This window comes from Allobosea sp. 67-29, assembly GCF_001898115.1.
Taxonomy (GTDB): domain Bacteria; phylum Pseudomonadota; class Alphaproteobacteria; order Rhizobiales; family Beijerinckiaceae; genus Allobosea.
On record NZ_MKSQ01000022.1, the window covers coordinates 115,018 to 127,504 of the forward strand.

At 65.8% G+C, this 12,487-nt stretch carries 11 protein-coding genes; 2 read left to right on the plus strand and 9 right to left on the minus strand.

Features of this window, described 5'->3' with window-relative positions; all coding sequences use genetic code 11:
- Window positions 1–29: 29 nt before the first annotated feature.
- Entirely contained in the window at window positions 30–872 is an 843-nt protein-coding gene (locus BGO20_RS16320) for a universal stress protein (protein WP_291660144.1), read from the minus strand.
- Between BGO20_RS16320 and BGO20_RS16325 the strand changes: the two genes are divergently transcribed.
- Together BGO20_RS16325 and BGO20_RS16330 are read left to right on the plus strand one after the other, a co-directional pair.
- A complete protein-coding gene (locus tag BGO20_RS16325) occupies window positions 859–3,642 on the plus strand; it encodes a cation-translocating P-type ATPase (RefSeq protein WP_291660838.1) in 2,784 nt (927 codons plus the stop codon). The genes BGO20_RS16320 and BGO20_RS16325 overlap by 14 nt on opposite strands.
- Window positions 3,643–3,989: 347 nt before the next feature.
- Window positions 3,990–4,760, plus strand: a complete 771-nt coding sequence (locus tag BGO20_RS16330) for a hypothetical protein (RefSeq protein ID WP_291660142.1) — start codon at window positions 3,990–3,992, stop codon at window positions 4,758–4,760.
- 51 nt (window positions 4,761–4,811) lie between these two features.
- Here BGO20_RS16330 and BGO20_RS16335 read toward each other — a convergent pair whose 3' ends face one another.
- The 8 genes from BGO20_RS16335 to petA form a co-directional block, all read right to left on the minus strand.
- Window positions 4,812–6,026, minus strand: coding sequence for a GGDEF domain-containing protein (locus BGO20_RS16335; protein ID WP_291660141.1), 1,215 nt, complete (start codon window positions 6,024–6,026; stop codon window positions 4,812–4,814).
- 108 nt (window positions 6,027–6,134) lie between these two features.
- The gene (locus BGO20_RS16340) at window positions 6,135–6,779 is read right to left on the minus strand and encodes a class II aldolase/adducin family protein (protein WP_291660139.1); all 645 of its coding nucleotides are present in this window, start codon (window positions 6,777–6,779) and stop codon (window positions 6,135–6,137) included.
- Window positions 6,776–7,885, minus strand: a complete 1,110-nt coding sequence (mtnA, locus tag BGO20_RS16345) for an S-methyl-5-thioribose-1-phosphate isomerase (RefSeq protein ID WP_291660138.1) — start codon at window positions 7,883–7,885, stop codon at window positions 6,776–6,778. The genes BGO20_RS16340 and mtnA overlap by 4 nt, the downstream gene beginning before the upstream one ends.
- Before the next feature lie 10 nt (window positions 7,886–7,895).
- Window positions 7,896–8,432 (minus strand): adenine phosphoribosyltransferase, encoded by a 537-nt coding sequence (locus tag BGO20_RS16350; protein ID WP_291660837.1) that lies wholly within the window; start codon window positions 8,430–8,432, stop codon window positions 7,896–7,898.
- Window positions 8,433–8,494: 62 nt separating this feature from the next.
- On the minus strand, window positions 8,495–9,373 hold the full coding sequence (locus BGO20_RS16355; RefSeq protein ID WP_291660136.1) for an S-methyl-5'-thioadenosine phosphorylase: 879 nt from the start codon (window positions 9,371–9,373) through the stop codon (window positions 8,495–8,497).
- A 165-nt stretch (window positions 9,374–9,538) separates the two neighbouring features.
- Window positions 9,539–10,423: a cytochrome c1 gene (locus BGO20_RS16360; RefSeq protein WP_291660135.1), complete on the minus strand. Its 885-nt coding sequence runs from the start codon at window positions 10,421–10,423 to the stop codon at window positions 9,539–9,541.
- 7 nt (window positions 10,424–10,430) lie between these two features.
- Window positions 10,431–11,714, minus strand: a complete 1,284-nt coding sequence (locus tag BGO20_RS16365) for a cytochrome b (RefSeq protein ID WP_291660134.1) — start codon at window positions 11,712–11,714, stop codon at window positions 10,431–10,433.
- A 53-nt stretch (window positions 11,715–11,767) separates the two neighbouring features.
- Window positions 11,768–12,331 (minus strand): ubiquinol-cytochrome c reductase iron-sulfur subunit, encoded by a 564-nt coding sequence (petA, locus tag BGO20_RS16370; RefSeq protein ID WP_440143443.1) that lies wholly within the window; start codon window positions 12,329–12,331, stop codon window positions 11,768–11,770.
- Window positions 12,332–12,487 lie beyond the last annotated feature (156 nt).

Consider the following 12,487-nt stretch of genomic DNA (forward strand, 5'->3'; position numbering starts at 1 on the left):
GCGGTTTGGGTGAAAACGGCCCTGACGCGTCAATGCGACATCAGGATCGGCAAGCGACAGTGCTCGAGCATGGACCGCGTCACGCCTCCGAGAAACCACTCTCGCAGGCGCGAATGCCGGTAGGCCCCGCTCACGATCAGGGACGTTTCAAAACCCGCGGCTTCCCGCTGAATGGCGGCTGCGACAGTCTCGTTCGAGCCGACCGCTGTGTTCGTCACGGTCACGTTGATGCCGTGGCGTGCGAGATGGGGCGCAAGAGCCGCGCCCGGCACGGATGCCGACAGGTCCTTTTCGCCTAGGACCGAAAGAATTTCGACGGCCTCCGCCGCTTTCAGGAACGGCATGGCTCCCGCCACGGCCCGCGTCGCACTGGCGCTGCCATCCCATGCGATGACGACATGTCGACATTCGAAGCGGGTTCGGCCGGGCGGCACGATGATGACTGGCCGGCCGCTCTCGAAGAGGCCTGCTTCGATCAATCCCCAGTCGGCTTCCATTCGTGACGGTTCGGCGTCGAGGATCGAGAGGTCATGCACGCGAGCATGTGCGAGAAAGCGATCCAGCAGCTCGCTGTAGTACAACTGCGGACTCTCGACCGCGCACACCACGCCGGCAAAATCCGCTTCCGCCTTAGCCGTTTCGGCGAGGTGTTCGGCCAACGCCGCGATGCGGCGGTTCTCCGCAGAGATGATCCTCTGAGAAAAATCGTCGAGCATCGAGTAAGGAACGTGGAAGCGGCCAGCGGCGGCCTGGATCGTCAGATGCGCATTTGCTTCGCGCGCCAGCGAAAGACCGTAATCAAGGGCAGAGACATCTTCCTCACGCCCTTCCTCGGTTATCGTGACCAGTACGCTCTTGATGCCCTCGACCATCGACGCCTCCCTTGATTTGAAAGCATCGCAGACAAAACGGAGCTCATCTTTGCGCGAGATCAAATCGCGCGTTCAGTATCCGCGATTGTCTTCCTGCAGGTTCCGGTGCGGCCATCGCGGTGGACCGCCGCCCATAGGATCAGGCTGCTTTGGTGCGGGAGGACGCGTTGTGAAGCCCGTTGGCCTATCCGTGCAACGTTGGCACTGCCTCTCTCGCGACGCCGCGCTCGCAAGTCTGGAAGCATCGGTTGATGGCTTGAGCCAGGAGGAAGCGCGTCGACGTCTTATAACGTTTGGTCCCAATCGATTGCCAGAGGCCAAAGGTAAGACGTTCCTCGCTGTCTACGTATCTCAGTTCCGCAGCCCTTTTATCTATTTGCTGCTGGGCGCGGGCGGGATCTCGCTGACCCTGGGACATCTTACCGACGCGTTGTTCATCTTTGGGGTACTCGTCGTCAATGCTGCCATCGGAGCGGTGCAGGAATGGCAGGCGGAGACGCGTGCGCGCGCGCTCAAGGCGTTGATTCTCGGCACGGCGACCGTTAGGCGCGATGGCCTCACCCTCACTGTTCCGACCGACCGTCTCGTTCCCGGCGATATCGTCCAGGTCGAAAGCGGCGTGAGAATCGCGGCGGACCTCAGGTTGCTCGAGTCGCAACGGTTGATGGTCGACGAGAGCCTCTTGACGGGGGAATCCTCGGCGGCAGAGAAGGCGGCGATTGACGAAGTCCCTTGCGAGGCCAGCCTGGGAGATCGTTCCACCATGCTTCATGCTGGCACCCTGGTCACCGCTGGTCGCGGTCTCGCCGTAGTCGTCGCAACGGCACGCGATACCCAGGTGGGACAGCTCGCAGCCGTGCTGGATCTGCCACCACCTCCGCCGCCGCTGGTCGGGCGGATGGCGCGCCTGACCAACCACATCGCCGTCGCGATGCTCGGCATGATCCTTCTGATCGCCGCAGCGGAAGCTTGGCGCGGAACAGGCATCACCGAAATCTTCCTGCTGGCGGTCGCGCTGGCTGTTTCCGCCATTCCGGAGGGATTGCCCATTGCCATGACGGTCTGCCTGTCGATTGCTGCGCAGCGAATGGCGCGATGCCACGTCGTCGTCCGCCATCTGGCGGCCGTGGAAGGTCTCGGCGCCTGCACCCTGATCGCGACCGACAAGACGGGCACCCTCACGCAGAATCGGTTGACGGTGGCCCGTCTTTGGGTCCCCGGTCATGGAGCAATCGAGCCGACGGATTGCCGTGGGCGGGACCTGCTCGAAGCGGCAGTTCGCGCGAGCGAAAGGCCGGCTGGAAGCGAACAGGGTCCGGGCGGCGATGCGGTCGACCTCGCCATTTTTCGAGCGGCATCGCTTCAAGGGCTGAACGCGGCAGGCGCGCCGCCGGTCCATCGTCACCCCTACGAACCGGAAGCTCGCTATGCGGCGAGCTTTCACGACGAGGGGGATAGCCTTGTCGTCTATGCCAAAGGCGCGCCGGAAACGGTGTCGTCGTTCTGCCGGGAGATTGATCTGGGAGCCGCGCCAGCCGTTCAACAACTCTCGGCCGAGGGTTACCGCCTGATCGCTGTCGCGGCGGGCAGAACGGCACTCGCGCCGGCGGGAAAGCTCGCCGGACTGCGGCTTCTCGGATTGGTTGCGTTGATCGATCCACTTCGGCCCGAAACGAAACAGGCCGTCGGGCGTGCGCGACAAGCGGGCCTTCAGGTCGTCCTGATCACGGGCGATCATCCGCTGACGGCATGGGCCATCGCCCGCCAGCTTGGCCTCGTCAAACGTCCCGAGGAGGTCCTGTCCGGCGCAACCCTTGCGAGATCCGAAGGCAGCGCCTTCGACCGGCTTGTTGCCGGTGCCAAGATCTTTGCAAGGGCCGAGCCGATGCAGAAACTTGCCATCGTGCAGAGCCTGCGCCGGCAGGGACATGTGGTGGCAGTAACCGGTGACGGCGTGAACGATGCCGCAGCCCTGCGGGCCGCCGATGTCGGAGTGGCAATGGGCAAGAGCGGTACCGACATCGCGCGCGATGCGGCGGATCTCATACTGACCGATGACAATTTCGCCTCGATCGTTGCAGGCATCGAAGCTGGCAGGATCGCTCACGACAATCTGCGAAAGGTGATCCTCCTCACGCTATCGACCGGAGGCGCCGAAATCTTGCTGATGCTGCTCGCAACGTTGTTTGCGCTGCCGCCACCTCTGACCGCGGTTCAACTGCTTTGGCTGAACCTCATCACCAATGGCATCCAGGACGTGGCGCTCGCCTTCGAGGCCGGCGATCCCGCGGTCCTGCAGCGCGCTCCCCGTCCCAACAGCGGAGCGATATTCGATCGTCGCATGACAGAGGCCTTGCTGTTGGGAGGCGCGGTCATCGGTCTGACGGCTTTCGGCTATTATTATTGGGCGGTCCGAGGGTTGGGCATGCCCCCTGCCGCGGCACAGGGGGCGGTTCTCTGGCTGCTCGTCTGGTGCGAAAACGCGCATTGCTTCAACTGCCGGTCGGAGGAGCGCTCGACTTTTACAGTGCCGCTGAGTTCGAATTTTGTCTTGGTCGGTGCCGTGCTGGGTACGCAGATGCTCCAGATTATCGTTCTCTGGGTGGCGCCGGTACGTGATCTGCTCGGGCTCGGCGCGCTGAAGGTTACGGACGGGCTGGTCCTGGCTGGAGGAGGCCTGCTGGTTCTGGCCGTGATCGAGCTGTACAAGCGGATCCGGCCGTCGAACATCGCCTTGCGAGGGCGGCCACAGCCAGGCTGTGCGAGCTAGAGAAGTGGCGCCGGTGGCAGGCCAAACTGATCACCGGTCTCGACGGAGATGAGGTCTCTTCCCGCTTGGCCGGGCCAATGGGAAGCAAGCGAACTTGCGGACCTTTCCTTTGGGGCTGTGAACGGGCGCCAAGCCGACCTCTCTGGCGCGGAAGAGCCTTCCAGAGGATTGCAAACTCTTCTGCCAAGGTGGGCGCAAAGCACACATGAGCGATGCGATGACAGACCGCGTGGTCGTTCGACGGCTGCGTCTTCATCGAACGGAAGCCGCGCTTCGCCGGTTGAAGCGGGACGCAACATCCGCTTGGGTTCCACAACACCGCCGTCGACCGAAGGGGAACCTTATCCGTGCTCTCGCTCGAACAGATCAAAGGCCGGCACATCGCCGTCTGCACGCCCTGCTATGGCGGCCAGCTCCATCAGAACTACGTCTTGAGCGTTCTCGGGCTCGTGCACGCCTGCATGCGGCACCAGGTGACGTTGTCCTTCATCCTGCGCGGCAGCGATTCCCTCATCCCGCGCGCGCGCAACATGATCGCAGCCGAGTTCATGGCCACGGAGGGCTATACCCATCTGCTCTGGATCGATGCCGATATCGGCTTCGAGCCCAGCGCGGTCTTCCGGCTCCTGCAGGCCGATCGCGATGTCGTGGCGGGCATCTACCCGATGAAGCAGATCGCCTGGCCGGACGTGGTCCCCGCCGGCATGACCGGCGCCGAACTGGAGGCACGCTCTCTGCGCTATCCGTTCAATCCGATCGACGGCCGCATGGAAGCCGACCCGAACGGCTTCGCCGAGGTCCTGGATGCGCCGACGGGCCTGATGCTGATCAAGCGCGAGGTCTTCCCCGCAATGATCGCGGCGTTCCCCGACCACAAGATCGTCGTCGACAGGTCCGCCGGCGGCGAGGGGGAGCGTCGAGGGTTCGACGACTACCAGTACCGCTTCTTCGACGTCATGGTCGATGACGACGGCCGCTATCTCTCGGAAGATTATGCGTTCTGCCGGCGCTGGCGCGCCCTCGGCGGCAAGATCTACGTCGACCTCATCTCGAAACTGAGCCATCAGGGTCAGATGCTGTATCGCGGCAACTTCCTGCAGAAGCTGACGATCCAGTAGCGCCGATCGCCGCGGCGACGGCTTGCGTCAGAGCGCAGCGCCTTCCGGCTGTCAGCCGGTCTTCACCCGGACGAGGTCGACGGGGCCGCGCTGGCCGTCCGATGACGGCCGCATCTGGGCCAGGAACGCCTCCTCGTCCGAGTTCACCGCGACCCGATCCCGGCCGCTGTGCTTGGCGGCATAAAGAGCCTTGTCGGCGTCCTGCAACAGCGCGTCGAAGTCGATGATGCTCTCTTCGCTGCGGGCGACGCCGGCGCTCAGCGTGCAGCCGAAGGAGCCCGCACCACCGGCAAAATGCCGCTTGGCGAGACGCGCGCGCACGGTTTCGGCGACGATGGCCGCCGAGACCAGCGAGGCATGCGGCATCAGCAGGGCGAATTCCTCTCCGCCGAGCCGCGCGGCCAGCCCGTGCGACCGGTTCGAGATCAGGATTTCTCCGAACGCCCGCAGCACTTCGTCGCCGGCGAGATGCCCCTGGAGGTCGTTGATCCGCTTGAAGTGGTCGATGTCGAAGATGATCAGCGCGGCCGGCCCGACGACCTCGCCCGCAATCCTGTCGAGCAGAGCGCGACGGTTCAGTAGCCCTGTCAGCGCGTCGGTTTCCGCATCGCGCTTGTGGCCGCGCGCCAGCCTGGCCTGGTTCAGCGCAAGCGACAACGCTCCGATCCCGGCGAGCGTGGCGAGGCAGGCGGCGATATTGAGGTCCTCGGCCCAGTTCGACGGAGCTGCGGACAAGACCCACCGGCCGTCCATCGCGAGGAGGACGGCGCAGGGAATGAAGGACAGCCCGGTCAGGACGTAGAGGGCCGTCAGCAGCGTGATCGCCAGCCTGGCCTCCGCCCGCCCGAGCCAATAGTCCCAGGCCGTGACGAACAGGATGATGCTGGCTGCGAGATTGAGCACGAAGATCGCGATGCCGTTGTATCCCGCCAGCATCGGCACGGCCACGACGATGGACGAGCCCGCCGCCATGGCGAGCATGCTGCGCCAGGGCAGGATCCGCGTGCGGAATTCACGGCCGGCGCCGAACACGAAGGCAAGGCCGATGAGCAGGACGGTGTAGCCCGCAGCGCCGAGGAGCGGTGCCATGGTCGTGACATAGGCGGCGTAGATCAGCACTCCCAGAGCCATCAGCGAGACGCCGATGGTCCAGGCCATCAGGAAGCGCTCCTTCTTCGAGACGAGCCAGCTGACGAGAAAGGCAGCTGCAAGCCCGCAGCCGGAAAGCGTGAAGGCCGTCAGCAGTGAGTGGTAGTCCAGTGGCACGGGAGTCTCTGGGCGCGGGAAGGCTGCGAGTTATGTCGGGGCTGCGCTTGCGGAAAGCTTAAGCCCAAAGGCGGCATTTTCACTGGGCACGCCTCTCCGGCGCGGCAGTTAACCGACCTTGCCGTAGCCTGCGAACTTCGCGGAAACCCGCGCCATTTCCTCCTCGTCGAGGATGACCGGCGCCAGCCCCGCTGCAAGGATGTCGAGATACTGCCCTGCGAGGTTCTCGACTTCCGCCGCGATCTGGTGTGCGCCGGCAAGCGAGCCGCCCAGCGCGATGACGCCGTGATTGGCGAGCAGGACCGCCTTGCGCCCTTCCAGTGCCGTCACGGCGTTGGCCGCCAGCTCCGGCGAGCCGAAGGTCGCATAGTCGGCGCATCGCACATCCGCGCCTCCGCACAGCGCGATCATGTAGTGGAAGGCCGGGATGCCGCGGCGCGCGCAGGAGAGCGCCGTCGCCCGCGGCGAATGCGTATGCACGATCGCCTGCGCATCCGGCCTCGCCCGGTAGATCTCGACATGGAACGGCCATTCCGAAGACGGCTTGCGCGCTCCCGACAGCACGGTCCCGTCGAGCGCAAGCTGGATCAGATCCTCTGGTCGCGTCTGCGCATAAGGCAAGCCGGATGGCGTGATCAGCAGGCCTCCGTCGAAGCGCGCCGAAACATTGCCGGATTTCGAGGGGCAGAAGCCCGCCCGGTCGATCGCCTGGGCGACCGCGACGATCTCCCCCCGCAAGGCCTGCTCGCTCATGCCGCTGCTCCACCCGCCATCTCGGGAAACAACCCCGCCAGTCCCTCGCCACTCGCGGCACAGACGCCGCGCTCGGTGATCAGCGCCGTCACCAGCCGCGCCGGGGTGACGTCGAAGGCCGGATTGGCCGTCGCACTGCCGGGAGCGACCACGCGCACGGTGCGAACCTCACCATCCTCCGCCAGTCCCACGGCATGGGTGACCTCGCGTCCGGCCCTCTCCTCGATCGGAATCCCGGAAAGGCCATCGCCAATGCTCCAGTCGATCGTCGGCGACGGCAGCGCCACATAGAACGGCACGCCGTTGTCATGCGCCGCCAGCGCCTTGAGATAGGTCCCGATCTTGTTGGCGACGTCACCTCGCGCGGTTGTGCGATCGGTGCCGACGATCACCAGATCGACCTGGCCGCGTTGCATCAGATGCCCGCCGGCATTGTCGACGATCACCGTGTGCGGCACGCCATGGCCGCCGAGCTCGAACGCCGTCAGCCCCGCGCCCTGGTTGCGCGGCCGCGTCTCGTCGACCCAGACATGGACCGGGATGCCCGCGTCATGCGCGAGATAGACCGGAGCCAGCGCCGTGCCCCAGTCCACTGTGGCGATCCAGCCCGCGTTGCAATGGGTGAGGATGTTGACCGGCTCGCCGGCCTGCTTGCCCGCCGCCAGGGAGCGGATCAACGGCAGGCCGTGCTCGCCGATCGCGCGGCACAGGGCGACGTCCTCGTCGCAGATCGCAGCCGCTTCGCGATAGGCGGCCTCGCAGCGCCGCGACGGCTCGTGGGATGCCAGTACGCGGCGCATCCGCTCGAGAGCCCAGCGCAGATTGACCGCGGTCGGCCGGGTCGCGCCCAGCAAGGCAAGCGCAGCCCCCAGTCCCGCATCCGAGGCATCGACCCGCATCGCGAGCGCGACGCCGTAGGCCGCGGTCGCGCCGATCAGGGGAGCACCGCGCACCACCATGTTGCGGATCGCATCCGCGGCCTGCTCGGCGGAACCCAGCGCCACCGTCTCGAAGCGGAACGGCAACCGCGTCTGGTCGATGACCACGACGCGCCAGCCATCCTGAGCGAGCCAGATCGTGCGATAATGCTGGCCGTTGATCCTCATGACGGCGCGCTCAATGCCCGCTGAACGAGACCAGCGTGCGCACCGGCACGCCGAGTCGGCGTATCTTGTCGGCGCCGCCGAGTTCCGGCAGGTCGACGATGAAGCAGGCAGCGACGACCTCGGCTCCCAGCCCCGTCAGCAGGTTCACGGCGCCTTCGGCCGTGCCGCCCGTTGCGATCAGGTCGTCGACGAGCAGGACGCGCTCGCCCGGCTGCACCGCGTCGCGATGCACCTCGATCTCGTCGGTGCCGTATTCGAGAGCGTAGGTGACGCGCAGCGTCTCGCGCGGCAGCTTGCCCTTCTTCCGGACCGGAATGAACCCGGCGGAGAGCTGATGGGCGACCGCCCCGCCCAGAATGAAGCCGCGCGCCTCGATGCCGGCGATCTTGGCGATCTTCAGCCCGGCGAAAGGTTGTACAAGCTCGTCCACGGCACGCCGGAAGGCCCGCGCATCGCCCAGCAGCGTGGTGATGTCGCGGAAGACGATGCCCGGCCTCGGGTAATCCGGAATCGCGCGGATCGTGTCGGCGAGGTTCATGGGCGGCATCCCGGGCGCATGGTCGAGCGCCTTGGTCGGACGCCCGGCCCGCTTCGTCAAGGGCGCGGCCATCACGCGCCCTTCAGCACCCGCCCGGCGACAGCATCGAGCTTCGCCAGCAGCGCAGGGTCGCGGAAGGCCGGAGCCGTGATCAGCGCATGGTCCAGCGCGTTGTGGGAGCCGGCGGGGCAAGGCTCGCGCTCGGCCGGGAAATCGGCGGCCAGCCGCGCGACCAGGCGGCGGGCCTTGTCGGCATTCGCGTGCAGCACCGCGACGACGGAGGCGACGTCGACGACGCCGTGCAGCTCGTGCCAGCAATCGTAATCCGTGACCATCGCGACGGTCGCGTAGGTGATCTCTGCCTCCCGCGCGAGCTTGGCCTCGGGCATCGCGGTCATGCCGATCAGATCGTAGCCGAGGCCGCGATAGGTCGTGGATTCGGCGTAGGTCGAGAATTGCGGCCCCTCCATCGTCACCAGCGTGCCGCCTCTGACGAAGGGCAGCTCCTCGGCCTCGGCCGCCGCTGCGATCCGGGCCTGCAGGTTCGGTCCGACCGGGTGCGCGACCGAGACATGGGCGACGCAACCCTTGCCGAAGAAGGAGCTCTCGCGCCGGCTGGTGCGGTCGACGAACTGGTCGACCAGGACGAAAAGACCGGGATAGAGCTCGGCCTTGTAGGAACCGCAGGCCGATAGCGAGACGAGGTCGGTCACCCCTGCCCGCTTCAGCACGTCGATATTGGCGCGGTAGTTGATGTCGGAGGGCGACAGCGCGTGGCCGCGCCCGTGCCGCGGCAGGAAGACGATCCTCGTCGCGCCGATGCGGCCGATCCTCAGCGCGTCCGACGGCTCGCCCCAGGGGCTCTCGATCCGCTCCTCGCGGATGTCGGTCAGGCCCGGAAGATCGTAGATGCCCGATCCGCCGATGATTCCGAGAACGGCTTCGCTCATGACTGATTCCCTGTTGCGGGCGCGGAAGGGACCACCTTTCGATGACGGTCGCAATACGGCGGCGGCGGTGAGCGGCCGCTGAGCCTTCCGCGGCACAAGCGGGGCGGCCGACGAAAAAGGCCCCGTCTCCGGGGCCTTCTCGTCTTCGATCAGGCTGTGCGGGGCTCAGTGCGCCGGCGAACCATCCGGCATCCGCGCCCAGATCTTCTTCTTGCTGAAGTAGAGCAGGATGGCGAGGATGATAAGGAACGGCATGAACCACAGCGCGATGCGCTTGCGCTGCTCCATATGCGGCTCGGCCACCCAGACCATGAAGGCGGCGACGTCGCGCGCATACTGGTCGACCGTCTCGGGCGCCTGCGGCTTGCCGTCCTCGCCCTTCGGATACTCGACCTGGCCGTCGTTCAGCGGCTTCGGCATCGCGATCAGATGGCCGGGCATGTACTTGTTGTAGTGCTGGGTCGGCAGCAGCGGCGGGAAACCGGCAGGCGGCTCCTCATAGCCCACCATCAGGGCGTGGATGTAGTCCGGTCCCTGTTCCTGATAGGTCGTGAAGATGTCGTAGATGAAGCGCGGGAAGCCGCGCTCATAGGTGCGCGCCTTGGCCAGCACCGAGAAATCCGGAGGGTAGGCGCCGCCGTTCGAGGCGCGTGCGGCCTGCTCGTTCGGGAACGGAGCCGGGAAGGCGTCGGCCGGGCGGCCGGGACGCTGGAACATCTCGCCGGTCTCGTTCGGCCCGTCCGTGATCTGGTAGGTCGCCGCGAGCGCGGCGATCTGCCCTTCCGAGAACTCCGGCCCGCCGGGCTGCGCCAGGTTGCGGAAGCGCAGCAGGTTGGCCGAATGGCAGCTCGAGCAGACCTCCTTGAAGACCTTGAAGCCGCGCTGGATCTGGGCCCTGTCGAACTTTCCGAGCGGCCCCGAGAACGTCCAGCTCAGCTTCGGCGGCTCGACGCGCCCTTCAGCGGCCCGCGCGGCCGGCAGCGAGAGCGCGGTGAAGGCGAGACCGGCGGCAAGGCCCGTCAGGGCCAGACGAAACGATGTCTTGCTCATGGTTCCGTCAGCCCTTGACGTTCGGTTCGGCAGCGGTGGCAGCCGCCATGCGGGTGGCCGAGCCCCCCTTGGCGGAGGCCAGCACGGAATCGGCGATCGAGGTCGGCAGCGCCTTGGGACGCTCGAAGAGCCCGACGATGAACAGCGCGACGAAGAAGCCGAAATACAGCACGGTGAAGATCTGCGACGCGATCACATAGCCGCCCTCCGGCGGCATCGCGCCGAGATAGCCCAGCCCGACGCAGACCACGAGCCAGGCCCAGAATAGCTGGCGCGCGATCGGACGGTAGTTCATCGACTTGACCTTGGAGGTGTCGATCCAGGGCAGGAAGGCGAGCACGACGATGGCCGAGCCCATGGCGAGGACGCCGCCGAGCTTGTCGGGAATGGCGCGCAGGATCGCGTAGAACGGCAGGAAGTACCATTCGGGCACGATATGCGCCGGCGTCGCGGCCGGGTTGGCCGGGATGTAGTTGTCGGCATGGCCCATGAAGTTGGGCTGGTAGAACACGAACCAGCCGAACACGATCATGAACACGACCATGCCGAACAGGTCCTTGATCGTGGCGTAAGGCGTGAAGGGCACGGTGTCCTTCTCCACGTTCTTCACCTCGACGCCGGTCGGGTTGTTCTGCCCGACGTGGTGCAGGGCCCAGACGTGCAGCACGACGACGCCGAAGATCATGAACGGCAGGAGGTAATGCAGCGAGAAGAAGCGGTTCAGCGTCGGATTGTCGACCGAGTAGCCGCCCCACAGATAGGTCACGATCGTCTCGCCGACCACCGGCAGCGCCGAGAACAGGTTGGTGATGACTGTCGCGCCCCAGAACGACATCTGGCCCCAGGGCAGCACGTAGCCCATGAAGGCGGTGGCCATCATCAGCAGGAAGATCACGACGCCGAGGATCCAGAGCACCTCGCGCGGGGCCTTGTACGAGCCGTAATAGATGCCGCGGAAGATATGCACGTAGACCGCGATGAAGAACATCGAGGCGCCGTTGGAGTGCAGGTAGCGCAGCAGCCAGCCATAGTTCACGTCGCGCATGATGTGCTCGACGGAGTTGAAGGCCATCGTCGCGTGCGGAGTGTAGTGCATCACCAGGATGACGCCGGTGATGATCTGCGCCACCAGCATGAACGCCAGGATGCCGCCGAAGGTCCACAGATAGTTCAGGTTGCGGGGAACCGGATAGGAGACCGCGGAATCATGGGCCAGCCGGATGATCGGCAGGCGCGCGTCGAGCCAGCGCTCGATGCCGGTCTTCGGAACGTAGGAACTGTGACCACTCATGAAGAATGCCTCAAGGCTGTCTCAATCTGTCGGGAAAGCGTTGAGCGCATCGCTCAGCCGATCTTGATCTTCGTATCCGCCGTGAAGGCATAGGGCGGAACCGGCAGGTTCAGCGGTGCCGGGCCCTTGCGGATGCGGCCGGAGGAATCGTAGTGCGAGCCATGGCAGGGGCAGAACCAGCCGTCGAAATCGCCCTTCGGCTCGCCCGGAGCGGTGCCGAGCGGAATGCAACCGAGATGGGTGCAGTTGCCGAAGACGATCAGGTACGGCTCGTGGCCGGGCTTGGTGCGCTGCTGGTCGGTCTGCGGGTCGCGCAGCGTGCTGATGTCGACCGCCAGAGCCTCGTCGATCTCCTTCTTGGTGCGATGGCGCACGAAGATCGGCTTGCCGCGCCAGAAGATCTTGATGGCCTGGCCCTCGGCGATCGGAGCCAGGTCGACGTCGACAGGCGCGCCGGCAGCGATCGTCTGGGCATCGGGCGCGAGCTGGCTGATCAGCGGAACGACGATGGCGCCGGCGGCGACCGCGCCGGCGGCGCCGGTCGCAAGCAGCATGAAATCGCGGCGGGTTGTTCCGGTCGATGTATCGGTCGCGTGCGCCACGATCCAATCCCTCATAGGTCTTGCGAGCTGGAACAGCTCGAAATTGTCGCCTCTCGCCCTCATAGGGGCGCGCCGCTGCCTCCGCAATGCGGTGGAGCGTCACCTTGGGCTCTTTGACATGCAGATTGGACGAAGTCTACTGTCGCGAACGCCTTGGCCATGCATGGCGCA

Bases quoted from the DNA above. Each gene is read 5' to 3' on its own strand.
- BGO20_RS16325 (WP_291660838.1), top strand. From the start codon at position 859: ATGCCCTCGACCATCGACGCCTCCCTTGATTTGAAAGCATCGCAGACA.
- BGO20_RS16320 (WP_291660144.1), bottom strand. From the start codon at position 872: ATGGTCGAGGGCATCAAGAGCGTACTGGTCACGATAACCGAGGAAGGG.
- BGO20_RS16340 (WP_291660139.1), bottom strand. From the start codon at position 6,779: ATGAGCGAGCAGGCCTTGCGGGGGGAGATCGTCGCGGTCGCCCAGGCG.
- mtnA (WP_291660138.1), bottom strand. From the start codon at position 7,885: ATGAGGATCAACGGCCAGCATTATCGCACGATCTGGCTCGCTCAGGAT.
- BGO20_RS16350 (WP_291660837.1), bottom strand. From the start codon at position 8,432: ATGCCGCCCATGAACCTCGCCGACACGATCCGCGCGATTCCGGATTAC.
- BGO20_RS16355 (WP_291660136.1), bottom strand. From the start codon at position 9,373: ATGAGCGAAGCCGTTCTCGGAATCATCGGCGGATCGGGCATCTACGAT.
- BGO20_RS16360 (WP_291660135.1), bottom strand. From the start codon at position 10,423: ATGAGCAAGACATCGTTTCGTCTGGCCCTGACGGGCCTTGCCGCCGGT.
- BGO20_RS16365 (WP_291660134.1), bottom strand. From the start codon at position 11,714: ATGAGTGGTCACAGTTCCTACGTTCCGAAGACCGGCATCGAGCGCTGG.
- petA (WP_440143443.1), bottom strand. From the start codon at position 12,331: ATGAGGGATTGGATCGTGGCGCACGCGACCGATACATCGACCGGAACA.